The sequence below is a fragment of the Pseudomonas sp. v388 genome (assembly GCF_003935425.1).
In the GTDB taxonomy this organism is placed as follows: domain Bacteria; phylum Pseudomonadota; class Gammaproteobacteria; order Pseudomonadales; family Pseudomonadaceae; genus Aquipseudomonas.
On sequence record NZ_RHQN01000001.1, the window covers coordinates 139,912 to 164,076 of the forward strand.

The 24,165-nt window shown below is 62.6% G+C and carries 23 protein-coding genes; 13 read left to right on the plus strand and 10 right to left on the minus strand.

Annotation, left to right across the window (positions count from 1 at the left end; genetic code table 11):
- Nucleotides 1-33: 33 nt before the first annotated feature.
- Together EGJ27_RS00625 and EGJ27_RS00630 are read right to left on the minus strand one after the other, a co-directional pair.
- Complete coding sequence (locus tag EGJ27_RS00625; RefSeq protein WP_125828699.1) at nt 34-1,590, minus strand: GMC family oxidoreductase; 1,557 nt, start codon at nt 1,588-1,590, stop codon at nt 34-36.
- A 58-nt stretch (nt 1,591-1,648) separates the two neighbouring features.
- Nucleotides 1,649-2,422 carry an alpha/beta fold hydrolase gene (locus tag EGJ27_RS00630; protein WP_125828701.1) on the minus strand — a complete coding sequence of 258 codons (774 nt, stop codon included), beginning with the start codon at nt 2,420-2,422 and terminating at the stop codon, nt 1,649-1,651.
- Between the two features lie 87 nt (nt 2,423-2,509).
- Between EGJ27_RS00630 and EGJ27_RS00635 the strand changes: the two genes are divergently transcribed.
- Nucleotides 2,510-3,946 (plus strand): HD domain-containing phosphohydrolase, encoded by a 1,437-nt coding sequence (locus tag EGJ27_RS00635; protein ID WP_125828703.1) that lies wholly within the window; start codon nt 2,510-2,512, stop codon nt 3,944-3,946.
- A gap of 6 nt (nt 3,947-3,952) precedes the next feature.
- On the opposite strand, the gene EGJ27_RS00640 is transcribed toward EGJ27_RS00635, so the two are convergent.
- From EGJ27_RS00640 to EGJ27_RS00650, 3 genes are all read right to left on the minus strand, one after another.
- Nucleotides 3,953-4,909 (minus strand): alpha/beta hydrolase, encoded by a 957-nt coding sequence (locus EGJ27_RS00640; RefSeq protein ID WP_125828705.1) that lies wholly within the window; start codon nt 4,907-4,909, stop codon nt 3,953-3,955.
- A 143-nt stretch (nt 4,910-5,052) separates the two neighbouring features.
- Nucleotides 5,053-5,967 carry a pyridoxal-phosphate dependent enzyme gene (locus EGJ27_RS00645; protein WP_125828707.1) on the minus strand — a complete coding sequence of 305 codons (915 nt, stop codon included), beginning with the start codon at nt 5,965-5,967 and terminating at the stop codon, nt 5,053-5,055.
- A gap of 227 nt (nt 5,968-6,194) precedes the next feature.
- Nucleotides 6,195-7,085 (minus strand): LysR family transcriptional regulator, encoded by an 891-nt coding sequence (locus tag EGJ27_RS00650; RefSeq protein WP_125828708.1) that lies wholly within the window; start codon nt 7,083-7,085, stop codon nt 6,195-6,197.
- Nucleotides 7,086-7,251: 166 nt separating this feature from the next.
- Between EGJ27_RS00650 and EGJ27_RS00655 the strand changes: the two genes are divergently transcribed.
- From EGJ27_RS00655 to EGJ27_RS00670, 4 genes are all read left to right on the plus strand, one after another.
- Nucleotides 7,252-8,334 (plus strand): 4-oxalomesaconate tautomerase, encoded by a 1,083-nt coding sequence (locus EGJ27_RS00655; protein WP_125828709.1) that lies wholly within the window; start codon nt 7,252-7,254, stop codon nt 8,332-8,334.
- Between the two features lie 72 nt (nt 8,335-8,406).
- A complete protein-coding gene (gene dctA, locus EGJ27_RS00660) occupies nt 8,407-9,717 on the plus strand; it encodes a C4-dicarboxylate transporter DctA (protein ID WP_125828710.1) in 1,311 nt (436 codons plus the stop codon).
- Nucleotides 9,718-9,830: 113 nt separating this feature from the next.
- Nucleotides 9,831-11,135, plus strand: a complete 1,305-nt coding sequence (locus tag EGJ27_RS00665) for a CitMHS family transporter (protein WP_125828712.1) — start codon at nt 9,831-9,833, stop codon at nt 11,133-11,135.
- An 87-nt stretch (nt 11,136-11,222) separates the two neighbouring features.
- Entirely contained in the window at nt 11,223-12,476 is a 1,254-nt protein-coding gene (locus tag EGJ27_RS00670) for an OprD family porin (RefSeq protein ID WP_125828714.1), read from the plus strand.
- 77 nt (nt 12,477-12,553) lie between these two features.
- Here EGJ27_RS00670 and EGJ27_RS00675 read toward each other — a convergent pair whose 3' ends face one another.
- Nucleotides 12,554-13,342, minus strand: a complete 789-nt coding sequence (locus EGJ27_RS00675; protein WP_125828716.1) for a substrate-binding domain-containing protein — start codon at nt 13,340-13,342, stop codon at nt 12,554-12,556.
- Nucleotides 13,343-13,497: 155 nt separating this feature from the next.
- Here EGJ27_RS00675 and EGJ27_RS00680 point away from each other — a divergent pair, with 155 nt between their 5' ends.
- Complete coding sequence (locus EGJ27_RS00680) at nt 13,498-14,175, plus strand: response regulator transcription factor (RefSeq protein WP_125828718.1); 678 nt, start codon at nt 13,498-13,500, stop codon at nt 14,173-14,175.
- On the plus strand, nt 14,153-15,550 hold the full coding sequence (locus tag EGJ27_RS00685; RefSeq protein WP_125828720.1) for a HAMP domain-containing sensor histidine kinase: 1,398 nt from the start codon (nt 14,153-14,155) through the stop codon (nt 15,548-15,550). The genes EGJ27_RS00680 and EGJ27_RS00685 overlap by 23 nt, the downstream gene beginning before the upstream one ends.
- 3 nt (nt 15,551-15,553) lie before the next feature.
- Here EGJ27_RS00685 and EGJ27_RS00690 read toward each other — a convergent pair whose 3' ends face one another.
- Nucleotides 15,554-16,462: an EamA family transporter gene (locus EGJ27_RS00690; protein ID WP_125828722.1), complete on the minus strand. Its 909-nt coding sequence runs from the start codon at nt 16,460-16,462 to the stop codon at nt 15,554-15,556.
- Complete coding sequence (locus tag EGJ27_RS00695; RefSeq protein WP_125828724.1) at nt 16,459-17,739, minus strand: MFS transporter; 1,281 nt, start codon at nt 17,737-17,739, stop codon at nt 16,459-16,461. Before EGJ27_RS00695 ends, EGJ27_RS00690 begins: the two co-directional genes overlap by 4 nt.
- Before the next feature lie 134 nt (nt 17,740-17,873).
- Here EGJ27_RS00695 and EGJ27_RS00700 point away from each other — a divergent pair, with 134 nt between their 5' ends.
- Nucleotides 17,874-18,332: a helix-turn-helix domain-containing protein gene (locus EGJ27_RS00700; RefSeq protein WP_125828726.1), complete on the plus strand. Its 459-nt coding sequence runs from the start codon at nt 17,874-17,876 to the stop codon at nt 18,330-18,332.
- A gap of 28 nt (nt 18,333-18,360) precedes the next feature.
- Here the strand turns inward: EGJ27_RS00700 and EGJ27_RS00705 are convergent, their stop codons facing one another.
- A complete protein-coding gene (locus tag EGJ27_RS00705) occupies nt 18,361-19,254 on the minus strand; it encodes a LysR family transcriptional regulator (protein ID WP_125828728.1) in 894 nt (297 codons plus the stop codon).
- Nucleotides 19,255-19,375: 121 nt separating this feature from the next.
- On the opposite strand from EGJ27_RS00705, the gene EGJ27_RS00710 reads away from it, so the two are divergent.
- Nucleotides 19,376-20,485 carry an NADH:flavin oxidoreductase gene (locus tag EGJ27_RS00710; RefSeq protein ID WP_125828730.1) on the plus strand — a complete coding sequence of 370 codons (1,110 nt, stop codon included), beginning with the start codon at nt 19,376-19,378 and terminating at the stop codon, nt 20,483-20,485.
- Between the two features lie 6 nt (nt 20,486-20,491).
- On the opposite strand, the gene EGJ27_RS00715 is transcribed toward EGJ27_RS00710, so the two are convergent.
- Complete coding sequence (locus EGJ27_RS00715; protein ID WP_125828732.1) at nt 20,492-22,258, minus strand: S8/S53 family peptidase; 1,767 nt, start codon at nt 22,256-22,258, stop codon at nt 20,492-20,494.
- Between the two features lie 249 nt (nt 22,259-22,507).
- Between EGJ27_RS00715 and EGJ27_RS00720 the strand changes: the two genes are divergently transcribed.
- From EGJ27_RS00720 to EGJ27_RS00735, 4 genes are all read left to right on the plus strand, one after another.
- On the plus strand, nt 22,508-22,705 hold the full coding sequence (locus tag EGJ27_RS00720; protein ID WP_125828734.1) for a hypothetical protein: 198 nt from the start codon (nt 22,508-22,510) through the stop codon (nt 22,703-22,705).
- The gene (locus EGJ27_RS00725; protein WP_125828735.1) at nt 22,706-23,521 is read left to right on the plus strand and encodes a hypothetical protein; all 816 of its coding nucleotides are present in this window, start codon (nt 22,706-22,708) and stop codon (nt 23,519-23,521) included. It begins immediately after the preceding gene.
- Nucleotides 23,522-23,591: 70 nt separating this feature from the next.
- Nucleotides 23,592-23,981 (plus strand): hypothetical protein, encoded by a 390-nt coding sequence (locus EGJ27_RS00730; protein WP_125828736.1) that lies wholly within the window; start codon nt 23,592-23,594, stop codon nt 23,979-23,981.
- A complete protein-coding gene (locus tag EGJ27_RS00735) occupies nt 23,965-24,153 on the plus strand; it encodes a DUF1289 domain-containing protein (protein ID WP_125828738.1) in 189 nt (62 codons plus the stop codon). The genes EGJ27_RS00730 and EGJ27_RS00735 overlap by 17 nt, the downstream gene beginning before the upstream one ends.
- The last annotated feature ends 12 nt before the right edge of the window (nt 24,154-24,165 follow it).

The window sequence follows — 24,165 nt, forward strand, 5'->3', positions numbered from 1 at the left end:
GGCCGTGGCCTGGGTACTGCCGCTGCCCACCAGTCAGCTCGTCAGCCCATGGGCGGCGAGGATCAGATCCGCTGCGCGCTCGCCGATGACCACACACGGCGCCATCGTGTTGCCGACGGTGATGCGCGGCATGATCGAAGCATCCGCGACCCGCAACCGCTCGATGCCATACACCTTCAGCTGGTGGTCGACCACCGATGCGGAATCCCGGCCCATTTTCGCGGTGCCGCATTGATGCCAGTAAGTGACGGCCGAGTTGCGGGCGAATTGCTCCATCGCCCGCCGATCCCGCTGCCGGGGCACGACCTCTCGCTTTACGAGGCCGTCGAATGCGCGGTCGTTGCCCAGCGCTCTGCACAGCTCGATCGATGCCAGCGCGGCGGTCATGTCTTGCGAGGTGCTCAATGTATTGGGCTCGATGAGCATGTTGTCCATGACACCGGCGCCTGACAGCCGCAAGCGCCCGCGACTGCCTGGCCTGGCCAGGCCGGCGAACATCGTCCAGCCATGCTCCGGGGTCGCGACCTCGACCTCGGGGGGCGAGGGCACTGCAAACTGCAACTGACAGAGCAGCAGGTCTGGTGCTTGCAGGCGTGCATCGCTTTTCCAGTACAGCGTGGCTTCGCAGCCACTACCGCCAATCGGCTGAGGTAGCCGATATTCCCAGGTACAGCCGAACGCCACGTGATCCTGATGATTCTGCCCGACACCCGGCAGAGGGCTGATGAGCGGGATATCGTGGCTGCGCAACTCGTCTTCCGGGCCGATTCCAGACTGCATCAGCACCTTGGGTGTGTTCACCGCGCCCAGAGACAGAATCACTTCACCGGCGGCATGGAACCGCTGCCGCTGGTCACCGATCAGCACCTCGACCCCCGTTGCCTGGGTGCCGTCGAACAGTACGCGAGCCACCACGGCACCGGTCACAACGGTGAGATTCGGCAAATGGAGGCGAGGCACGACGTAGGCGTCGTACACGGACTCGCGCTTGCCGTGTTTGATGCACAGGTCGGCGATTGCCGCGCCGCCGGGGCCTTCCATCATCTCGCCATTGGGGCTGTCAAAACGGGGCACGCCCAGTCGGCCGGCTGATTCCAGGGTTGCCAGGGCCAGCGGGCGAGGCTCGGCGGGTTGTGCTACGTAAGCGGGGCCATTCACGCCGCGACGCCCTGCGTCCGGACGACCTTGCCAGTTTTCGATCCGACGGTAGTAGCCCAGCGCCGACGCGTAGTTCCAGGCGGCGTCGCCGGATTCTTCGGCGAAATGATCCCAGTCCGATTGATGCCCGCGAGCCCAGACCATCACGTTGATGGCCGAGCCGCCACCCAGGCCTTTGCCCATGCTCAGGGCCAGGCGACGGTTGTTCAGGGACGCAGCCGGTTGCCCTGCGAAGGCCCAGTCGCGCTCCGAGCCCAGATTCGACGGCCATTGCGCCGGGTCAGTGACTTCAGGGGTCGTGCACCCGGTCCCTGCCTCGATCAGCAGTACGCGTATGTTCGGCTGGTCGGCCAGACGAGCCGCGACCACGCAGCCCGTCGTGCCTGCACCGCAAATGATGAAGTCGTAATGTTGATCAAGTCGATGATTCATGGTCAGTCCGCTGCAATGCACAAGATGAAATTCCAGAAGAGGCGAGGCGGCGTCGCGATCACTGCTTGCCGACGCTCCGCACTGCCTTGAGGATCACCTGGGCAACCTCGGCTGGCTGTGACTGTTGCGGCACGTGGCTGGTGCGCAGCTCGGTCAGTCTGGCGCCGATGCGCTTGGCGGAAGCACGCTGGACGTCGGGGTGAATCATGCGGTCCTCGCTGGCGAGCAAGTACCAGGAAGGCTTGGTCTTCCATGCGGCGACCGAGGTTCTGTCCTCGAATGCCGATGCCTTGATCGGGCCTTGGGTCGCGGTCATCACGGCGGTCTGCGCGGCAGGCAGGTCCTGGGCGAAGTCCGTGGCCATGCCTTCGGGGGTCAGATAGAGAAAGCCGTTGCCGTCCGCCTTGATCTGGCTCAGGCCGGGCGGCGTGGGTGCGCCCTTGCCTTGTTCGCCACTGGCCTGGCCGGCCTCGGGTGCGAAGGCCGCGACGTATACCAGGCCGCCCACGTTGTCCTGGTTGCCCGCCTGGCTGATCACGGTGCCGCCCCAGGAATGCCCCACCAGCACCACTTTGCCGGGCTGGTTGTTCAGCACACGCTGGGTAGCGGCCACATCATCGGCCAGGGACGTGAGCGGATTCTGGACTACCGTAACCCGAACCCCCTGGGCCTGGAGCAATGGCACGACCTTGGCCCAGTCGGAGCCATCGGCGAAGGCGCCGTGTACGATGACCACCGACGGCAGGGTGTCCGCCGCCTGAGTGGTAGCGGCAACCAGGCTGGCAGCCAGGGCGAAGGCGGCAGTAACGACTGGCGATTTGAATGTTTTCATTGGGTGAGCTCCTCTGTAGGTGGCTCAATTCTGCTGACGGGCCTGACCGGCGTGTATCGGTCATTTGTCCGACCCTGGAACGATTTCATGGAAAACACGCAATTCGACATTTCCCTGGGCGCAGCCCTGGAAGCGATCTCCCAGGTGGGCGATCTGAGCATGGGGCAGCCGCTTGGGCATTCCCGGCGAGTCGCCAGGCTCGCCCGGCGCCTGGCGCACGCCGGGCATGGCGAGGGCGAGCATGTGCAGGTGGCGGAGCAGGTGGCGTTACTGCGCTGGTCCGGTTGTACCGCCAATGCCGAGGGATTCGCGCAACTGCTGGGTGACGACGTCGACGGCCGTCGCGCCATGCTCGACCAGACTCTGGATGTCGATGCCATGACAGCGGTGCACCAGGCGACGCCGCTGGCCGTCGTGCATTGCGAGGTGGCAGGAGAAGTCACGAAAACCCTGGAGCTGGGCCCAGCGGTCGAGTCAGGGTTGTGCCGGGTCTTTGAAACCTATGACGGCAATGGCCGGCCATTGGGCGTGACCCACGAGCACATCCCGGAAGTGGCGTACCAGGTCGTGCTGGCCGGCGACCTGGACATTCTCAGCCGCGCCCATGGCGTGGATGCGGCGCTGCGCTGGATCGGTGAGCAGTCCGATCGACGGTACCCGGCGGCGCTTTCCGGGTTGCTGATGCGCAATGCCAAGGCGTGGCTGGCAGAGCTGCACAGCGGCGCCGACGAGATGAACGACACCCGGAGCCAGCGCGCTGTTTCGCTGACCCTGGTGGCAGATGTGATCGACCTGAAACTGCCGTGGCTCACGGGGCATTCCAGGCAAGTGGCGCAGGTGGCCGTGCAAGCCGCTCGCTTGTGGGGTTTGCCGGAGCCGATGCTGACGGATATCGGCAAGGCTGCGCTGATTCATGGTCTGGGGCGGGCGGCGGTGTCCAATCACCTGTGGAACACCGAAGGGCCGTTGCCCTATGGCGCCGCGGAACGGGTTCATCTGGTTCCGTACTGGACACGACAGGCGGTGCGCCAGATCGCCGAACTGGCCACGCCGGGCGAGATCGCCGCACATGCCTACGAGCGGCTCGACGGCAGCGGCTACTTTCGCGGCGCGCAGGGCGATGCGCTGGGCGCCGAGTCGCGCTTGCTCGCCACCGCCGTGGCCTGGGTAGCATTGCGAAGCGCCCGGCCATGGCGGGCGGCCCATACCGAATCGGAGGCGGTGCGGCTGCTCAGGCAGGACGCAAGCCGCGGGCTGTTCGACGGTGACGTCTGCGAGGCGGTGACTGCGGCGGCGCGGGGTGAACGCCGACTGCCGCAGCCGAAAAGCACGCTGCTCACCACCCGTGAACGTCACATCCTTCTGGAGATCAGCCGGGGGGCGAGCAACAAACAGGCGGCGCAGCGCCTGGACATCAGCCCCAGCACGGTGCGAACCCACATGGAAAGCATCTTTCGCAAGCTGGAATGCTCGACCCGAGCGGCGGCCACCTTGAAGGGAATGACTCTGGGCCTGATTTCCTGATAGCGCTCAAGACGGGTCGGCCGAGGGTGCCAGCATCTTTTCAAGCGCCCGCACGGTATCCAGGTTCGCCTGATCGGTCAGGGCGCCGGGGTGTTGATCGAACATGTGCGGCACGCCGGGATAGACATGCAATTCCACCGCAACCCCGGCACGGGAAAGCCTGAGCGCAAAGGCCACGTCCTCTTCCAGGAACAGATCGAGGGCGCCGGTACTGAGGAAAGTCGGAGGCATTGCGGCGAGATTCGCGGCTCGGGAGGGCGAGAAATATCCCGCGCGCTCGTCATCGATGCGGTACTCACCCTGCATGCATGCCCAGCAGAATTGGTTCGCTTCCCGCGACCAGCTGAAGGTTCCGGTGCTGGGGTTGGGCTGCACCTCTTCGGCCGAGCCGGTGCGGTGATCGAGCATGGGGTAGATCAGCACCAGGCCGCGGACACCATAGCGGCCCCTGTCGCGGGCCAGGATCGTCAGCGCCGCCGCCAGGCCGCCGCCCGCGCTGTGGCCCATGACCACGACCCTTCGGGTGTCCAGATTGAATCGCCCGGCATTGGCCCAGATCCAGGCAAGCGCGCTGTAGCAATCCTCGAGGGGCAAGGGAAAGGGGTGCTCCGGCGCCAGGCGGTAATCGACCGCGATGATCGTGGCGTTCAGCTGTCGGGCCAACTGCGCCAGATAGTCGTCGAGCATTTCCGGACGCCCGAGCACGAATCCACCGCCGTGGACATAAAGAATCGCCGGTGTGGTCGCCGCCTCGTTCGCCTCGGGACGATAGACGCAGAGCCTGACCTTGGCATCGCCGGACGCGTTTCCGCTCCAATGCTGTTCGCAACGGCTGTGTTCCGGGGTCGGGAAGGTGGCCTCGATGCGAGTCCGGATTGCCGGCAGCCCGGTCAGGGTCCAGTCGCTCTCCGGCTCGTCCCGGAAAAAATCATAGGTCGGGTCCAGCAGTCGATCAGCGTCCAAACCATTCTCCTTGAGGTGACGTCGAGCAGTTTTCGCGCCGTTTGCCCGTGTTGCGCAAGGACGTGGTGTCGCCATCTAGACGGCCTGCCTGCGGCGAAGTTCGGAGCCTGCCGACCTTGCGCAAATCAGCAGGCGCGGCTTTCTCAGAGCTGGCTGGACCATTGCCGGATCTGCGCAAGGGTGGCCGTAGCACCGCCGCACACGACCATCAGCACGTTGCGGTAGGTCCCGAGCGCCTGCGGCTGGTAAGCCAGGGAAAGTGCAGCGCCGCACGCCGGTTCGACCAACACTCGATGATCGAGCAGAAAGCGCTCGCAGGCGTCCAGGGCCTCACGGTCGGAGACGATCACGCTTTCGATCGGATGAATGTCGTGGTAGCGGGAAGCCTGGTCGCAGACACGTTTTGCACCCAGGGACGTGGCGATGGAACTGATGCGCTCCAGTTCTACCGGCGCGCCGGCCTCTGCGGCGGCCCGAAACGAGGCCGCGCCTTGAGTCTCCACCGCGATCACCGGCACATCATGCCAGTTATTGCGGTGCAGGCCTTCCACCACGCCGCACAGCAACCCACCGCCGCCGACTGAAAGCACCACGGCATCGGGTTTGATACCGGCCTGAGCCACCTCGTCGATCAGGCTCGCGTGGCCGGTCCACAACAGCGGATCGTCGAACGGATGGATGAAGGCATCGCTCTGGGTCGTCAGCGTCAAGGCCAGCTCGTTGGCTTCCTGCCATGAGCTGCCATGCACGATCACTTCGGCACCTTCCAGCGCCAGCAGCTCTTTCGCCCGTTCGGTCGTGGTCTCCGGGACGACCACCGTTACCGGCACTTCAAGCCGGCGACCGGCATACGCCACCGCAAGTCCGGCGTTGCCGCCTGACGAAGAAATGAATCGCTTCGCGCCGCGGGCATGGTGGATCTCGCAGGCATGGCCGACGCCGCGCAGCTTGAAAGAGCCGCAGGGTTGAAGGGCTTCGAGCTTCAGCCAGACGGCGCGTCCGGCGGACGAACTCAGCGGGCGAGATTCGATGAGCGGGGTGTTGATGTGCAGAACCATGTGCAGTGCTTTCCTGAGGGAGTGGCGGTCGGAACGGGCAGGCACCGTGCTGCCTGGGATTGGGTGTCGACATCCGGATCGACGGCCAGCCGGGCGCTCACCCGCGCATTGACGATAACAGCCCGCGTTCCTGGGTGACACCTAGCGCGTCGACTTCGGCGCCCTTGTTCATCCCTTGTCGACAGGCCAAGAGACCGAGGGGCGTCGACGTCGGCGGGGTTGCAGGTTTACTGCGGCCACTGTTCGAGCAGCATCGCCACGAATTTTTCGGCCGCTGGAGAGAGTGAAGCGCCACGCCGCGACACCAGTCCCAGGGTCCTGTCGACCACCGGATCGGTCAGCGGCACGCTGACCAGCGTCGGGTGCCCTTGTGCCGGCATGGCCAGGCTCGGCATCGCCGAGATGCCCAGCCCGGCTTCGACCATACCCAGAGAGGTTGAAAGGTGCTGCACCTCATAAAACCATTTGGGGCGCCAGCTCAGCCCGCCCAGGGCGTGATCGAGGATCATCCGGTTACCGCTCAGGCGCCCCACGCCGATGAGGCGGTACTCAGACAATTCCTCCCAGGCGACGGACTTGCGTGTCGCCAGCTCATGATCGCGCCGGCAGGCGAGAACGAACGGCTCCTTGACCAGCGGCAGAAATTCGATATCCGGGTGCTGCCCGCTCATCATGTTGATGCCGAAGTCAGCCTCGCCGCGCAGCACCGCTTCCAGCCCTTCGTTGGCACTCAGGTCCAGCAGGCGGATACGAATCTTCGGGTAACGCTCGTTGTACAGGCGGATCACACTGGGCAGAAAGTAGAACGCGGCCGTGGGAATACAAGCGAGGGTGACCTGGCCGATTTGCCGTTCGGCCAGCTCCCGAATATTGAGGATCGAGTCTTCGAAGTCATCCAGCAGACGGCGTGCCTTAGGGAAGAAATCGCGTCCGACACTGGTCAGGCTGACCCGCCGCGTCGTGCGGTCGAGTAGCGGCGTTCCCAGACCCTGTTCGAGTTTCTTGATTCTGCGCGTGAGCGCCGGTTGGGAGATATGCAGCACTTCGGCGGCCTCGTGAAAACTGCCCAGTTCGGCGATTTTCACGAATGATCGAATATCTTGCAGCTCATATTCCATGTTCTTACCTTTTTTATTCGAGGAAGGCGACGACCCGTCACGCGTTGAATTATTGCTTCAAGTGGAATAATAGCTACGATCTTTGCATTGGATAAGCTCAAAAATCCATGTGACTCTTGCTTCCAACACATCAATTAGCTCAATTGATCAACAAGAGTCGAACATTATGCAACCCATCCCATGCGTACTGATGCGCGGCGGCACCTCCAAGGGGCCGGTCTTCCTTGCCAGCGATCTGCCTGACGTGATCGCTGAACGCGACGAGCTGCTGCTGGCGATCATGGGCTCCGGTCACGAGCTGGAAATCGACGGCATCGGCGGCGGCAGCCCTCAGACCAGCAAGGTCGCCATCGTCAGCCCTTCAACCCACGCCGACGCGGATGTCGATTATCTGTTCGTGCAGGTCATGGTCTCGCAACGCAGAGTCGACACCGCGCCCAATTGCGGCAACATGCTCTGCGCAGTGGGGCCGTTCGCGGTGGAGCAGGGGCTTGTTCCGGCCACCGGCAACCTCACTCAGGTGCGCATCCGCAACCTGAACACCGGTACCTTTGTCTGCGCGGACGTCCATACCCCGGGTGGACAGGTCAGCTACGAAGGACAGACCCGTATCGACGGCGTACCCGGATCGGCGGCCCCCGTTCAGCTCACATTCCTTGATGCAGCCGGCAGCAAGACCGGGAAGTTGTTCCCGACCGGGCAGCAGACCGACTTCTTTGCAGGCATTCCAGTGACCTGTATCGATATGGCCATGCCGATGGTAATCGTGGAAGCTTCCCTGCTGGGCAAGCGCGGCGATGAGACGCCAGCCGAACTGGATGCGGACAAGGAGTTCCTGTGTCAGCTGGAGCTGCTGCGCTTGCGGGCGGGGCTGGCCATGGGCCTGGGCGATGTCAGTGACAAGGTGATTCCCAAACCGGTGCTCGTGTCGCGCCCCGATGCGGGAGGTACGGTGCAGGTACGCTACTTCATGCCTCACTCATGCCACAAGGCGTTGGCCATTACCGGTTCGATCGGCATCGCGACGGCTTGCGTCAGTGCCGGGACGGTGGTGGCGCAGTTGCTGGGAAGTGCCGGCGAACCGCGCTTGTCGCAGGTGCGGATCGAGCATCCCAGCGGCTCCATTGAGGTGGCGCTGAGCTACGTCGGTGAGGACGGGCAGACCATTCGCGCCTCGGTGGTGCGTACCGCCAGGCGGCTGTTCTCGGGAATGGTCTACGCACCGGCTGCGCAGCGGCTGGCCGGCTGAACACTGTGCAACAACGTGTCATGCCCTAAGGGTCTTACGCATCAGAACAACTCCAATAATGGGTGATGCCTCATGAAAATCGCGAAATCGCTCTACTTCCAGATCATCTGCGCCGTTGTGCTGGGCGTTGTGGTCGGTCATTTCTGGGCTGAGCAGGCTATCGCCCTCAAGCCGCTGGGTGACGCCTTTATCAAGCTGATCAAGATGATGATCGCGCCGGTGGTGTTCTGCACCATCGTTACCGGCATCGCGGGCATGAGCGACAAGCGCTCACTCGGGCGTCTGATGAGCAAGACCCTGCTGCTGTTCTTCGTCCTGACCGTGATCAGCCTGATGATCGGCCTGGTTGCGGTTCATGTGCTGCAGCCGGGTGTCGGCATGAACATCGATCCGGCCAGGCTCAGTACCGCAGGCTTGAGTCAGTACACCGAGTCCGCCGCCAAGCTGACCGTCGTGGATTTCTTCATGCACATCATTCCGGAGACCTTCATCGGGGCTTTCAGCAAGGGAGAAGTGCTGCCGGTACTGTTTATCGCAGTGTTGTCGGGATTCGCGCTGTCGTCCCTGGGCGAAAAAGGCAAGCCGGTGCTCACCGTGCTGGAATCCGCGTCGCAGATGGTGTTCAAGATCTTCGCCTACCTGATGCGTTTCGCGCCGGTCGGTGCGTTCGGTGCGCTGGCATTCACGGTCGGTCAGTACGGCGTTACCTCGCTGGGATCGCTGGCCAAGTTGATCATGACCCTTTACATCGCCTGCGGCTTCTTCGTCTTCATTGTGCTGGGCGGCATCTGCCGCGCGCATGGGTTCAGCCTGTGGAAACTGCTGAAGTATTTTCGCGAGGAATTTCTGGTCGTACTCGGCACCTCGTCAACCGAGCCGGTGATGCCGCGTATGCTGGAAAAGCTTCAGGACCTGGGGTGCAAGAAAGGCGTGGTCGGGCTGGTGCTGCCCACCGGTTACTCGTTCAACCTGGACGGCACTGCCATCTATCTGTCGCTGGCGGCCGTGTTCATTGCCCAGGCCTGTAACATCGAATTGGGTGTGACGCAGACCCTGACCATGCTGGCGATCATGCTGCTTTCGTCCAAGGGGGCGGCGGGCGTCACCGGCAGTGGCTTCGTGGCCCTGGCTTCAACCCTCACGGTGATTCACGACATTCCGCTGGCCGGCCTGGCTTTGCTGATCGGCATCGATCGGTTCATGTCCGAAGCGCGGGCGCTGACCAGCCTGGCCAGTAATGCCGTGGCGACGGTGGTGATCTCCCTGTCGGAAGACGCCTGCGACAAGCGCGTACTGCTCCAGCGACTCAATGGCAAGCCCGTCGCGTCGGCGCAGGATGCGCTGAACTGGAATAACACGTCCCCGGCTGCCGAGCGCAGCTGACCCTCGATTCAAAGATTGCCAGTGACTTGAGCCGGCCAGGCGTCGCACCATACGACGTCCGGCAGGCCAGGCCGCGCCCGCGCGTCCATCCATAACAACAAGAGAGTCCCCGTATGCTTGCCTTCCTCGGTTTAGCCATGGTCGTGGTATTTACCTACCTGATCATGTCCAAGCGCTTGTCTCCGATTGTCGCGTTGACCGTCGTTCCTATCGTCTTCGCCGTGATCGGCGGCTTCGGTGGCACTACCGGAAAGATGATGCTCGACGGCCTGAAGATGGTCGCGCCCTCTGCGGCCTTGCTGCTGTTCGCGATCCTGTTCTTCGGCCTGATGATCGATTCGGGGCTGTTCGACCCGCTGATCCGCAAGATCCTCAAGCGCGTCAACGGCGACCCCATGAAGATCGCGGTGGGCACCGCACTGCTGTCGCTGACCGTCGCGCTGGATGGCGACGGCACCACCACCTACATGATCACCTGCGCCGCGATGTTGCCGCTGTACAAGCGCATCGGCATGAACCCGATGATTCTCGGCATCGTGTCGATGCTCTCGTTGAGCATCATGAGCGGCATGACGCCCTGGGGCGGTCCTGCCACTCGGGCCATCGCGGCGTTGGGTCTGGACGCCGGCGAGTACTTCATTCCGCTGCTGCCGACCATGATCGGCGGCGCGGCGTGGGTGGTGTTCACCGCTTTTCTGCTGGGTCGGTCCGAGCGCAAACGTATCGGCAACATAGAGCTGAAGAGCGGCGGCGGAGACTGTTACATCGAAGCGATTCTGGGCGATACGCCGTATAAGCGCCCGCGACTGGCCTATGTGAACCTGATGCTGGTCATCGCGGTGATGATCGCGCTGGTGATGGGCCTGATGCATTCGGCGATTCTGTTTCTGATCGGTTTCGTGCTTGCGTTGATGATCAACTATCCGCAACTGGATATTCAGAAAGAACGCATTCTGGCGCATTCCGGCAATGCCATGACCGTCGTGCTGCTGGTGTTTGCCGCCGGGGTATTCGCCGGGATTTTCTCGGGCACCAAAATGGTCGACGCGCTGGCGCAAACCCTGGTGGACTGGATTCCGCCGCAGTGGGGCCACCTGTTTCCACTGGTTGTGGCACTTACCAGCATGCCGCTCACGTTCGTGCTCTCCAACGATGCGTACTACTTCGGCGTGGTTCCGATCCTGGCCAATGCTGCCGCCGCGTACGGCATCAGCCCGCTGGAAATCGCCCGGGCCTCGATTCTGGGGCAGCCGGTGCATCTGATGAGCCCGCTGGTGGCCTCGACGCTGTTGCTGATCGGCATGATCGACCGCGACATCGGCGATTTCCAGAAAGCCACCCTGAAATGGGCAGTGCTCACTTCGCTGGTGGTGACGGCGCTGGCGCTGTTGACGGGCGCGCTGACGCTGTTCGTCTGACTTTTCCTCCTCTCTGACGTGACTGTACGCGCCCGACGTCGGGCGCGCGGATCGCTGCATCCCCAATAACAATAATGAGTATCGAGTATGAGCAGATTGGTAATGCGTTTGGCGGTGATGCCGTGGTTGGGTCTTGTGCCTTGCATGGGGGTGAGCGCAGCGGGTTTCATCGATGACAGCAAGGTGAAGCTGCAAGTGCGCAACGTGTATTTCAACGAAAATTTCCGCGACGAGAACGGCCTCAGTCCTCGGGCAGCCGCTACGGCGAAGAGTGAGCGTACCGAGTGGGCTCAGGGCTTTTTGCTCGACTATCAGTCAGGTTTTACTCAAGGCACCGTGGGCATCGGGCTGGACATGCTGGGCCTGGCCGGCTTCAAGCTGGACTCCGGCAAAGGGCGCAGCGGAACCGGCCTGCTGCCGGTGCACGACGATGGTCGGGGTGCGGACGAGTTCTCCAGCCTGGGGGTGACTGCCAAGGCGCGCCTGGCCAAGACCACACTGAAGGTCGGCACTTTGCTGCCCAAAACCCCGGTGCTGGTCTACAACGACGCGCGACTGGTTCCCCAGACCTATCGCGGCTCGCAGCTGACCAGTTCCGATATCGAAAACCTCACGCTGACCGCAGGGCGTCTGGACCGCTTCAAGCTGCGCGACTCGACCGAAAGCCGCTCGATCATTCCCGATGGATTTAGCGGTGAGGGTTCGGATTTCTCGTATGTGGGCGGCGATTACAAATGGGGCAAGAACCTACGGCTTGGTTTCTTCCATGGCGAACTCGACGACTTTTACCGCCAGCAGTTTGCCTCTATTCAGCACGATCTAGCCTTGGGCGCAGGCGTGCTCACCAGCGACCTGCGCTGGTTTCACAGCCAGGACGCGGGGCAGGGCCGAGCCGGGAAGATCGACAATGACATGTTCAGCGGTCAGCTGACCTATGGACTGGCCGGGCACACCTTCGGCGCTGGCTATCAGGTCCTGCGTGGCGATGCAGGTTTGCCTTACATCAGTGGCGCGACGGTGTATTCGTTCAGTAACGTGGGCATCGGCAAGTTCATCGAAGAGGATGAACGTACCTGGATGCTCAGCCACGCCTATGATTTTGCCCGCCTGGGTGTGCCGGGGCTGACCGTATCCAGCCGATACCTGAGCGGCGAAAACGGCAAATCCGGCAACGCGCACCTGAGTGAGTGGGAGCGCGACGTGGAGCTGGCATATGTGCTGCAGGGCGGGACGTTCAAAGGGCTGGGCGTGAAACTGCGCAACTATGTCTACCGCTCGGATTACGCGCGAGGGCGCGACAGTAACCGGATCTACATCACTTACGACATTGCGCTGTGGTGACCACCACGCAACCCGGAACTGATCGACCTGCCCAATACGTGGTGAGTGTCCTGGGCAGGTGGTGCGACCAAAGCGTTTTACTTGGTGGCTACCGGTTTGAGGCCGCTGTCTTCAATGGCCGGCGCCGCTTCCCTGGATGCCATATATTTCAGCAAGGCCCGGGCCGCTTGAGCCTGCTTGCTGCTCGTGGTGACGGCGCCGGAGTAGAGCGTCATTTCCTGCGCCTGGTCGGGGATCAAGCCCACGATGTCGATGCCGGGAACCGGCTTGAGCTCACTCAACTGCTGGAAGCCGAGCTGCGCTTCGTTGCGGGCGACCACGGCGCCGACCGGTTCGGCAGGTATCATCCGCGCCTTGGCGGTGAAGTCGGCACCCAGGTCCATTTTGGGGAACAGGATGCGTGACAGATAAACGCCGCTGGCGCTATCGGAGTATGCAATGGATTTGCCGGCCAGCAGCGTCTTGCGCAACGCCTCCATGGTGGAAATATCCGGTTTGGGCTCACCCTTGCGCACCGCCATGGCGATGTACGATTCCCCCAGGTCAACCCGGCTGGCCTTGTCGGCCTGGCCCTGGGCGATCAGCTTGTCCAGCGCCGAACCCACCATCAGTACGACATCGGCCGGTTCATGGCGTGCCAGGCGGTTGGGGATCGCCTGCGGTGTCGTGCCCATGGAGGGTGAAGCTTCGATCTTGAGCTTCACGCCGGTGGCTTTTTCGTACTCGGGGGCTATGTTGCGAACGGCCCCCATGATGCCGCCTGAGCTGAGCACCGTGAGCGTGGCAGGTGCCGCTTCAGCGGCATGGGCGGGCAGGGCACCGAACAGGGCACAGGAAAGGGCCAGGGGGGTAAGCAGTCGTAGCATGGGAATCACTCGCACGGGAAAGCAACGACACTAAGCGCGATACGTGGAATGACAAAATGACCGCCCATTAATAAAAATTTAATTTACCCGCCCCGGCCAAGTCCCTAGGCTGCCCGGTCCTCGACATATCCTTGCGTGAAGCTGCGGAGACAAGCATGAATCAGGCGCTGGTCATCGAAGATGATGAGGTGACCGCACACTCCATCGCGGCTGAACTGTCCGCACATGGGTTCAAAGTGGATCAGGCGGGCACCGGCCGCGACGGGCTGGCGATGGCGATTGCCGGCAGCTATGACGCGATTACCCTCGACCGGATGCTTCCGGATTTCGACGGACTGACCATCGTCAGCACCTTGCGCAGCCTGAACATTCGCACCCCGGTGTTGATGATCAGCGCGCTGTCGGACGTGGACGAACGAGTCAGAGGGTTGCGCTGCGGCGGTGACGATTACCTGACCAAGCCGTTTTCCATGGTCGAGATGGTCGCACGCCTGGAAGTCTTGCTGCGGCGCCCGGCGAACCAGGCCCAGGTCCATCAGCTGAGCGTGGGCACCTTGGTGCTCGACCTCATAGAGGGCACTGTGACTCGGTCCGGCCTAGGCATCGCCCTGCTGCCGACCGAATTCAAATTGCTCACTTACCTGATGCGCCATGCCGGTCAACAAGTGACGCGAACCATGCTGTTCGAGGAAGTCTGGGGTTATCACTTCGATCCCGGCACCAACATCATCGATGTGCATATGGGGCGTCTGCGCAAGAAGATCGAGGGGCAGGGCGCACCGTTGATTCGCACCCTTCGCGGATCGGGGTATGTGCTTGCCACGCAAGACTGACCGCTGGCGCTCCAGCAGCAGCCGCCTGATCGGGCTATATGCGCTGTTTTTCGTGGCCTGGGGAGCGGTATTTACCGGCGTGCTGTACTGGAAAATCGCCGAATACCTGGGCACGGTCGCCGAGCGCACGCTGATGCAGCGCGCTCATTACTACGCAAGGATCGACGATGCCCACCTGATCGACGAGCTGCAGGGCAGCGAGTTCTACTCGATCCCCGGCATCGACGCCTATGGGGTTTTCCAGGCCGACGGTCACTACCTTGCCGGCAATCTCCTGAAACTCAGGGCCAGCCTGCCCGACGACGGGCGTGTGCATTACCTCAAGCGCGGCTTGCGGATGGCCGGTTCCCATGGCGAAACCCGCAGCAGCCACGCCTTTCTGCAGCGCCGCCAGGATGGACGAATCCTGGTGCTGGCGCGTGATGGCGGGTCGATTTCCGCCGTGGCCGGGATCATCGGCCAGGCGTTGTTCTGGGGCTTGTCGCTTACCCTGGTGCCGGGCCTGATTGGCTGGCGGTTGCTGCGCCGCAGACCGTTGCGCAGAGTGGAGCGGTTGCAGCGCAGTACCGAACGCATCGTCGCTGGCAACCTGCGCGAGCGCCTGCCGCTTTCATCGGCGCGGGACGAACTGGACATGCTCGCCAGCGCGGTCAATACCATGCTCGAACACATCGAGCGTCTGCTGCATGAAGTCAAAAGCGTCTGCGATGGCATTGCCCATGACTTGCGCACGCCCTTGACCCGCCTGCGCGCCCGGTTGTACCAGTTGCAACAGTTGCCGCTGACCGACGCCCACGCCATGACTCTGGACCTTGCGCTGCAAGAGAGCGAAGCCATCATGTTGCGCTTTCAAGGCCTGCTGAGGATTTCCGAGCTGGAGGACACACGGCGCCGCTTGGCATTCGCGTCGTTCCAGCCTGGGGATCTGCTTGCCCAGGCCCATGAATTCTATGAACCCATGGCCCAGGAAAAGCAGCAGGTTTTCACCTTGGAGCTAGCGGCGGATCTGCCCGTCCTGCGGGGCGATCAAGCCTTGATGTTTGAAGCGCTGATCAACCTGCTCGACAACGCCATCAAGTTCACCCCGGCGGGTGGGCACATCAGCCTCAATGCCTGCCTGCGCGACGATGCCTTGTGTATCGAAGTGACTGATGACGGACCGGGCATCCCCGAGGCTGAGCGCGAACAGGTGTTGCGCCGCCTGTACCGTGGCGATGCCGGTCGACTGCAACCCGGCCATGGTCTGGGGCTGTCACTGGTGGCAGCCATCGTTCGGCTGCACGCATTCACGCTCTGTATCCAGGCTTCGGCGTCCGGGGGTACCCGGGTGATCCTCCACGGTCCTCGTGGGCTGCCGGCGCTCGCTGGTTCATGAGTTTTACTCAACGTGGCCGCGCGGTGCCGGCGCGCCACGTTTGAACAACGTTTCGACGATGCGTTGCCCATACAGCCCGACCGCAAGGCCCGACACGATCAGGCTCACCGCCGCGAGCTTGGGCAGTGACAGGTGTTCGTTGAAAATGATGACCGAACCCAGCAGCCCGAATACCGGCACCAGCAACGACAACGGTGCCACTGTGGACACCGGATAGCGTTTCATCAGCGAATTCCAGACCCAGTAGCCAAACAGCGTGTTGGGGTAGGCCTGGAACAGCATCGACAACACGGTCCGGTAGTCCAGCCGGGTCAACAAAGTGTGGTAACCCGTCGCACCGTTGACCACGTAATCAAGGGCGAACAGCGGAATGGGCGCAAACGCGCTCGACCACACTAGAAAGGCAAACACCTGCAGGGTTCCGGCGCCCTTGATGATCACGTTGGCCACACTCCAGGCGACGGCTCCGGCCAGCACCAACAGCAGCCCGGCCGTGGTCACTGTTCCATCGACGATGCAGAGAATGCTCCACAAGCCGCACAACGCAATGCCGATGCCTGCGACCTGATAACGGGAAATCTTTTCTTTGCAGATCAAGGCGCCCAGCGCAATGCTGAAGAAGGCGCTGAACTGCAAGACCAGCGAGGCAATGCCGGCCGACAGACCCGATTGAATGCCGAGGTTGACCACACCCCACAGGCCGATGCCGAACACCAGGCCGTAGCCGATGATGTAGCGCCAAGGCACAGCCGGCTTGGGAATGAAGAAGATCGCCGGCAGCGCGCAGAGGGTGAAGCGGATGCCGGCGAGAATGAACGGGTCGACCGTGGCGAGTCCCAGCTTGATCACCGAAAAATTCAGGCCCCACAGCGCGGTAATCACCACGGCAAGCAACAGATGGCGAGTTTTCATGACGATCTTCCTTGAAGGGCTGGTGAGTGATCCGTTGTCAAAATCCACAACAGCAAAGCAGCGGCACTGATTGACGCGCCCAACAGGCTGACGGCTGTCCATCCCCACAGCGCATACACCTGAGTGGCGGCCACGGCGCCTGAAGCGCTACCGATGGAGTAGAAACACATATAGGCGCCGACCATGCGGCTCTGCGCGTCAGGCCGCGCGGCCAGGATCAGGCTCTGGTTGCTGACGTGTACGGCCTGCACGGCAAAATCCAGCAGGATCACGCCGCACGCCAGCGCGAGCAGCGATGTTTCGGCAAACCCGACAGGCAGCCAGGACAGCGTCAGCAAGCCCAGTGAGAGACCGGTGACGCGTTGCCCATGCCCCTGATCGGCCCAGCGTCCGGCCCGCGTGGCCGCCAGCGCGCCGGCGATGCCGGCCAGCCCGAACAGGCCGATGGCGGTGTGCGACAGCGACAGAGGCGGGGCGCTTAGCGGCAGCACCATTGACGTCCAGAGCACCGAAAACGCAGCGAAGCTCAGCAAGGCCAGCCCCCCTCGGACCCGCAAGACAGGCTCGGTGACGAACAACATGAACAGTGACCGGATCAGTTGCGGATAGGAGGTCGCGCGTTGCGGTGACCGGGTATCGGGCACCGAACGCCACAGCACGGCGGCGACGGCGAGCATCAGGCCTGCGGACAGAAAGTACACCGCCCGCCAGCCTGCCAGGTCCGCTATCAGCCCGGAGGTGAAGCGGGCCAGCAGAATCCCGATAACGATGCCGCTGGTCACCGTGCCCACCGCTTGCCCGCGCTGTGACGGCGTGGCGAGCGCGGCGGCATAGGCCACCAGTACCTGGACGACCACGGCCATCAAACCCACCATGATCATGGCCCCAAGCAGGGCCAGCCATTGCTGCGAGGCGCCGACAGCCGCCAGGGCAAGCGCCGACAGCAACAGCTGGCTGACGATCAGGCGTTTACGATTGATCAGGTCACCCAGCGGCACGATGAACAGCAAGCCCAGCGCGTAACCCAGCTGGGTCGCGGTCACCACGACACCGATCGTTGCCGAGGCCACGCCCAGACTTTGCGCCATCGAGTCGAGCAAGGGCTGGGCGAAATAAACGTTGGCGACCGCCAAGGCACAGCTGATCGAGAACAGCAGCGCAAGGGCGGGCGAAAGGCCAGGCTGCGATTGCTCCCAAGGTTCACCCGGATGCGGGTCGTGGGAGAGCAAGCGCCGTTCGGCGGGGGACGCAGCGGGTGGATCGGTCTTGGCTGTCATCAGCACATCCATGGCGGTAAACTGGTTGCAATTAGAAACCGCCTCAATTCTTGGCTAATCTTGTTTCAAATTGCAACCAGAATTTACCCGTACGTGCGGTCAGGCAGACCCACGTTCCTGAATGGAGAACCCTGATGATCGACGACGCTGCCCTGCTACGAAATGAATGCCCGGTGGCCAGAGCGCTGGAGGCCATCGGCGATCGCTGGTCGCTGATGATCATCCGCGACGCATTCGACGATATCCGCCGCTTCAGCGAATTCCAGAAGAGCCTCGGGGTTGCCAGGAATATCCTGGCCTCACGCTTGAAAACGCTGGTCGAGGTCGGGGTGTTCGACGTTCAGCCCGCATCTGATGGCAGCGCGTACAAGGAATACGTCCTGACGGACAAGGGGCGGGAAATCTTTCCGATCGTGGTCAGCCTGCGGCAGTGGGGCGAGCGTTTCCTGTTCGCTGCCCACGAGACGCGCTCGGTGCTGCTGGACAACGCATCCGGGCAACCGCTGATGCCCATTGCCGTTCGCGCTCGCGATGGTCAGGCGCTGGGGCCGACTGATTGTCACCGGGTCAGGGTGGTGGTCGACAAGCCGTAAACCTTACGGTGCAAGCCAGGCCGGGCCGCTAGGGTCCGATCCGCCGGATGCTTTCCAGCTCGGCCTCCAGTGCTTCAAGAAAGACCTTTACCCGAGTGGGAACATATCGACGGGTGGGTGTGACGGCCCATACCGAGAGTTCTTCCATGTGCGCATCCTGCAGTGTGACTTGCACCAGCGAACCGTCACGCAGCTGCTGAAAAACATCCCAGTACGTGAGCATGGCCAGCCCCAGCCCCTGGACTGCGGCGGCCCTTACCGCATCGACGCTGGTAGTGGTCACGCGTCCTTGCAACCGCTTGCGCTGCAGCTTGCCGTCGACGATCAGCGGCCACCGTGGAACCGCTTCCAGCAGGATGCAGTGGTGGGGCGCAAGGTCAGCGAGACAGGACGGTCGCCCATACCGTTCCAGGTAGCCTGCAGAGGCACAGATCAGGCGCGGGTTGGCGGTGACTTTTTTGGCGACCAGTTCTGAGTCGACCAGAGGCGCCACTCGCAAGGCAAGATCCAGTCCCTGGCCAACGATATCGACCACCCGGTCGGAGAGGTCCAGATCGACGCTCAGCTCCGGATGACTTTCAAGCAGGCGCGACAACATGGGCAGGACGATGCTTTGTCCGAACACGCTGGGCGCTGTCATTCGCAGGACGCCTGCCGCGTTGACCGGCGATGGGCTCAGCTCACCACGGGCGCTGTCCTCGGCCTCGGTCATGGTATTGGCGTAGGGCATGAAAGCTTCGCCTTCAGCGGTCAGCGACACGGAGCGGGTGGTGCGATGGAACAGGCGCACGCCCAGCTCTTCTTCCAGGGCCGCGATTCGCCGTGACACCTGCATCGGCGTGATATCCAGCTGCCGGGCCGCCGCCGACAGACTCTCGACTGTCGCCACCGCCTGGAAGATCCTGAGGTCGGAGATCAGCACACTTTATCCTTTTCCGTTAAGGCGCCTTCACGCCTATGCACCTTGGTCTACGTCAGAGAGTTGCCTAGGATTGACCCATTCGGCGCACTCTTGCGATCCGTCATCATTTAGTGAGCTTTCCATGACTGACTTCGAGACCGGTATTTTATCGCCGCATGATATCAAGGGCGCCTCGTTGCGCAACCGCCTGGCCGTAGCACCGATGACGCGAGTGACGGCCACCGAAGAGGGCGTAGCCACCGCGACCATGGCTGACTACTACCTGAGGTTCGCCAAGGGCGGCTTTGGCCTGATTACCACCGAAGGCCTGTACACCGACAAGGCGTTCTCACAAGGCTATGCGCATCAGGCAGGGCTGGCGGATCAGGAGCAGGCGCAGGCTTGGGCCGCCATCAATGAGCAGTTGCACGCTCACGGCGCCCGTGTGTTCGCGCAGCTCATGCATGCCGGTGCCTTGAGCCAGGGCAATCGTTTCCGCTCCCGCACCGTTGCACCATCGGCCGTCCAGCCGGTGGGCCAGCAGATGGCGGTGTACTACGGCGAGGGCGCCTATGCCATGCCGGTCGAGATTACCGCTCAGGAAATCGAAGAGGTCATCCAGGGCTTCGTGGCGGCTGCGATTCGGGCCGTTCGCGTTGCGAAATTCGACGGCATCGAAATTCACGGCGCCAATGGCTATCTGTTGGACCAGTTCCTGACCGCGCACACCAATCTGCGCACCGATCAATGGGGCGGTGACGTCGCGAATCGGGTCGCGCTGTTGGCTGCAGTCGTCAAAGCTGTGAAGGCCGCCGTGGGGGCGCACGTGCCAGTGGGTATCCGGATATCCCAGGGCAAAGTCAATGATTTCACCCCTAAGTGGCCGGGTCGCGAAAGCGATGCCCAGGTCATTTTCAAAGCGCTGCAGGACGTCGGCGCGGACTTCATCCACGTCACTGAATTTCAGGCATGGCAACCGGCTTTCGAGGGCACGCAGCGCAGTCTCGTGGCCTTGGCACGGCAATACGCCCCGGATGTCACGCTTATTGCCAATGGCAGCCTCCATGAGCAGGATCGGGCTGCCGAAGCGCTGGCCGACGGCGCCGATCTGATTTCCGTCGGACGGGGCGCCCTGAGCAATCCTGACCTGCCTCAGGCGCTGGAGAGCCGGCGTGCCCTGCGGGCATTCGACAGCTCGATCCTTGGTCCTATCGCCAACATCAAGCAGAGCGAGCTGGCGTTGTTGAACTGAGCCGGTTCAGCGCACGCGCTGGCGACTCTGCACCGCCAGGTCCAGGGCTTTGTGCATGTCCAGCCGAGCCGAACGCCCGACGTCCTTGTCGTTGAGCTGATGGTTGCGCTCCGAGGGCAGGATGGGCGCGGTGAGATCTTCCGCGTCCATCGGTTCGAAGTCGTAATTTTCACCGATGGTCATGGCACTGCGACGCAGCAGCATGCGCAACTGTTCCGGGGTCAGGGCCGGGCTGACCGACAACATCGCCGCCACGATGCCGGTGACCATGGGCGTGGCGTAGGACGTGCCGCAATGCACCGCGCCGGCCTGATCCCGCGTCGGGGTCGAGGCGTGAACGCAGGCCGCGGCGGTGATGTCCACGCGCATGTCGATGTTCGAAGAACTGCGCTTGGTCGCGTAGGCCGGGTCGTCTACCGCGATGCCTTGGCGTTCGCTGCGCTGATGTCCGCCGACCACCAGCAGCTGATCGGTGATGAACGAGGAGGGCAAGCGGTATTCGTCGGTGCCGGAAAACGAAGACCCATTGCCCGCCGAGTTGATCACCACCACATCCGGATGCTCCTGGCGCAGCCACAGGAAAAACTCTTCAAGCAGCTCCTCATAGCCGCCCATGGCAATGCCGGAGCGCAGCAATGAATCCACTTCATCGCCGTCGACATTCTTCGCGCCGACCCGGTGGATTCCCCAGCTCCAGTTGAGCACGCGCACGCCGTCCTCCACCAGGTTCACCGAGGCTGCGATGTTGGCGGTAATGCCGGCATCGGAGTTACGTTCAACGATGACCTCGAAGCCGCCGGCCGCTTTCGACAGGCCGCGCAGGAATCCCGTGTTGCCGCCGTTGTCCCAGCTCGCCGCGAGAATGCCGGCCACGGTCGTGCCGTGGCCGTCCGGTTTTTGCGCATCCCGGGCGTATACGCAGGTGCGGGGCGCCGCGCAGTCACCCAGGTATTCGGCAAAGTCCGGGGTGTCGAAGTCCACCTCGCGCTCGATCAGACCGATCCGCACCGGCACGGGGTGGATCGGCGCCTGCTGCGCCGGAATCCGCCGCCGATAGTAATTCACCGCATCGAGAAACCGGTTCGCCGCCCACTCATCCGAGTCCGGTGCCGGTTTGCCGGGTTCTTTGTGGAAGGCGGCGGTTTCCTCGGACTTTTCCGCGGCAGATTCCTCGATGACCACGGCGTCCACGCCGGTCTCTGCCCCCAGGCGCAGCACCAGCGCATCGCGCTGCAGGAGGTCGGTCGCCGGCAGACGCAGCTGATAAAGGTTCAGAGGAGCGATGCTGCCGACCACTTTCGCCCCGTACTTGCTCGCCAGCCGCTCGGCCTCGGCGCGGCCCTCGCGGTCCTCCTCGATCAGCACACTGACCAGGTCGACGTAGGTGGTCAGGCCGTCCATGTTCTTTGCCACTTCGGCGGGACCTGCGGCCAGCACATGGCTGTTGCGCAGCGTCAGCCAGGCCGCATTGCTGCTGCGCTCGCCGTCGTGGAGCAACAGCGGACCGCTCTGATAATCATGGCTGTTCAATCGAACGCGCAAGCGGTCTCCGTCGCGCTGGACGGTCGATGCCGCAAGCGTCTTGCCACCCAGCGACAGAGTAGGCGTGGCGGCCGCCATGCCGCGCACGGAGAGACACCAGTCCTGCTGGCTCGCCTCCAGCAGATCGCCGCAACGGCTGAGTTTCTCCAGCCGCAACGGCTCATCGGCATGGGTTGTCGGGCTGACGGCCAGTGCCAGGACCATGGAAAACGCAGCGGATCGAAAGGGCATGAGCCGGATTACCTGGACGAAGATGTTGCTGTTCCGACTCGCGGGTCGGTGGCTTCGTTCCACGGCCTCGTCGGCATAACGGCCTGTATGCCGGGATGGCTTCACGGAATGGGCCTGCGAATCCTCGACCCGCCACACGCCTGTGCAACGGCGTTCGGCCCGGCGCCTCGAATTGTCTACCCGGTGGGGCTGTGCTATATAGCTTCCATCTGTTTGTCCACACCTGCGTGGCGCAACCGCGAGAACGTCATGACCAGAATCCTGAATATCCTGTTTGGCAAGCCCGGGCAGGGCATGAGCGACAAGGACCGCGAAATTTCCGAATCGATCCGGAAGCTGAAAAGCCTGGATGTGGTCGAAGGCCGCGTTTCTATCGCACCCTCAGAGGTGGTGACCGAGGATTTCATTCAAGAGCGTAAAGAGGCACGCCGTCTGCTGAGCGCATAAATGGGCATTCTTCTGCTGTTACCGTTTCTCGTAAGTGGCTACTGGATCTGCATCAACCATCCCCGCATTGCCCTCAGTTTTCACCGCTACGAAGGCCAGCTGCTTTACCTGCTGGTCGCCCGCGAAGGCATTTTCTGTTTTCTGATCGCGTCGGCACTCAGCGCGCTTCTTCTGCCGCTACGGCTTGTCACCTTCGCCTTGCCCGAGGCTCTGGGCGGTCATGTCCTGTCGCTGGACTATCTGGCACCTGTTGAAGACTGGCTGGTCGCCCATGAGCTGACTTCGCCCGCCAAGGCCGACATCGGCGCGTTTTTCGTCCAGGCCACCGCGCTTTGCCTGGTTGTCCCCAAAGCCTGGACCGCGTTTGCCGTCTGGCGCCTCAAGCGGGCTTACAACCTCCACACCCGTGCCGAACTCGATACCCTCTTGCTGTCCCGGTTTGCCGCGAGTAATCCGCGCCTGGAACTGCTGATGACCTCGATCCTGCATCCCAAACGCAAATACTTGTTCACCATGGCGGACAGGAAAGTCTACGTCGGCAGCGTTATCGGCATCGGTCAGGCCAGCGAGGCGCAAGGCGTGGACCAGCATTTTCTGTTGGTCCCGTTCCTGAGCGGCTACCGCGATGAGGCGACCCTGCAGGTGGAAATGACTACCGACTACTCGGACGCCGGGGAAGGAGTGATCATGCTGGCCCAGGAGAACATTGCGTCGGCCATGCTCTGGAAACACGAGGTCTGGGAACGCTTCAAGACCTTGCAGCAGGCCCGCAAGCCTCGGGACAGGCTCAAGCGTCGTCTGCCTGCTCGCCACTGATGGGCGTTTATGGATGGATACCCAGGCACAAAGGGTTCAGGCTTGGCCATGCCATCGGGAAACAGGATTCATGAACTCATCGAAACGAACACACGCCGGCATTGAGCGCGAGTTGGCGCGCGCGCTGACCTGGGCCTGCGAGTCGGCCAAGAGCGGCATCGTCGGCTTTGATTGGTTGACCCACCGTGTGGATTACCAGCGCTTCCCGGACAGCCTTGTCGTCACCTGGGTCTTCGACACTGAGAAGAACAGGAGCGCCGCCATCTCCGGCCCGGACTGCTCGCGCATGCATGACTTCACGCTGGCCGCGTTCGAGGACGTCGGGATAACCGTTGCGGATATCACGCGGCACGTGGAATCCGATTCCGAGGAACGCTGCAAGGCCGCCCATGGTGGCGACTGGGATCTGCGCCTGAGCTCACGGCAACGTTCAGGTGGCAGGCATGGCAAAGGACATTGAAAACCCGTGCGTTTCGCTGTGCCAGCTCAACAGCGAGCTGTGCGTAAGCTGCGGGCGAACCCGGGAAGAAATCCGCAAATGGCGCGGCATGAAGCGGCCGGAAAAGATGGCGACGGTGCAAAAGGCGACCGCGCGCATGAAAGCGATCGCCAGGAAAAAGAGCAAGCCCTAGACAGGCAGGCCG

What these genes read in the sequence shown, in the direction of transcription:
- EGJ27_RS00625 (WP_125828699.1), bottom strand. Translation starts at nt 1,590, where the DNA reads ATGAATCATCGACTTGATCAACATTACGACTTCATCATTTGCGGTGCA.
- EGJ27_RS00630 (WP_125828701.1), bottom strand. Translation starts at nt 2,422, where the DNA reads ATGAAAACATTCAAATCGCCAGTCGTTACTGCCGCCTTCGCCCTGGCT.
- EGJ27_RS00635 (WP_125828703.1), top strand. Translation starts at nt 2,510, where the DNA reads ATGGAAAACACGCAATTCGACATTTCCCTGGGCGCAGCCCTGGAAGCG.
- EGJ27_RS00645 (WP_125828707.1), bottom strand. Translation starts at nt 5,967, where the DNA reads ATGGTTCTGCACATCAACACCCCGCTCATCGAATCTCGCCCGCTGAGT.
- EGJ27_RS00650 (WP_125828708.1), bottom strand. Translation starts at nt 7,085, where the DNA reads ATGGAATATGAGCTGCAAGATATTCGATCATTCGTGAAAATCGCCGAA.
- EGJ27_RS00655 (WP_125828709.1), top strand. Translation starts at nt 7,252, where the DNA reads ATGCAACCCATCCCATGCGTACTGATGCGCGGCGGCACCTCCAAGGGG.
- dctA (WP_125828710.1), top strand. Translation starts at nt 8,407, where the DNA reads ATGAAAATCGCGAAATCGCTCTACTTCCAGATCATCTGCGCCGTTGTG.
- EGJ27_RS00665 (WP_125828712.1), top strand. Translation starts at nt 9,831, where the DNA reads ATGCTTGCCTTCCTCGGTTTAGCCATGGTCGTGGTATTTACCTACCTG.
- EGJ27_RS00670 (WP_125828714.1), top strand. Translation starts at nt 11,223, where the DNA reads ATGAGCAGATTGGTAATGCGTTTGGCGGTGATGCCGTGGTTGGGTCTT.
- EGJ27_RS00675 (WP_125828716.1), bottom strand. Translation starts at nt 13,342, where the DNA reads ATGCTACGACTGCTTACCCCCCTGGCCCTTTCCTGTGCCCTGTTCGGT.
- EGJ27_RS00680 (WP_125828718.1), top strand. Translation starts at nt 13,498, where the DNA reads ATGAATCAGGCGCTGGTCATCGAAGATGATGAGGTGACCGCACACTCC.
- EGJ27_RS00685 (WP_125828720.1), top strand. Translation starts at nt 14,153, where the DNA reads ATGTGCTTGCCACGCAAGACTGACCGCTGGCGCTCCAGCAGCAGCCGC.
- EGJ27_RS00690 (WP_125828722.1), bottom strand. Translation starts at nt 16,462, where the DNA reads ATGAAAACTCGCCATCTGTTGCTTGCCGTGGTGATTACCGCGCTGTGG.
- EGJ27_RS00695 (WP_125828724.1), bottom strand. Translation starts at nt 17,739, where the DNA reads ATGACAGCCAAGACCGATCCACCCGCTGCGTCCCCCGCCGAACGGCGC.
- EGJ27_RS00700 (WP_125828726.1), top strand. Translation starts at nt 17,874, where the DNA reads ATGATCGACGACGCTGCCCTGCTACGAAATGAATGCCCGGTGGCCAGA.
- EGJ27_RS00710 (WP_125828730.1), top strand. Translation starts at nt 19,376, where the DNA reads ATGACTGACTTCGAGACCGGTATTTTATCGCCGCATGATATCAAGGGC.
- EGJ27_RS00715 (WP_125828732.1), bottom strand. Translation starts at nt 22,258, where the DNA reads ATGCCCTTTCGATCCGCTGCGTTTTCCATGGTCCTGGCACTGGCCGTC.
- EGJ27_RS00720 (WP_125828734.1), top strand. Translation starts at nt 22,508, where the DNA reads ATGACCAGAATCCTGAATATCCTGTTTGGCAAGCCCGGGCAGGGCATG.
- EGJ27_RS00725 (WP_125828735.1), top strand. Translation starts at nt 22,706, where the DNA reads ATGGGCATTCTTCTGCTGTTACCGTTTCTCGTAAGTGGCTACTGGATC.
- EGJ27_RS00730 (WP_125828736.1), top strand. Translation starts at nt 23,592, where the DNA reads ATGAACTCATCGAAACGAACACACGCCGGCATTGAGCGCGAGTTGGCG.
- EGJ27_RS00735 (WP_125828738.1), top strand. Translation starts at nt 23,965, where the DNA reads ATGGCAAAGGACATTGAAAACCCGTGCGTTTCGCTGTGCCAGCTCAAC.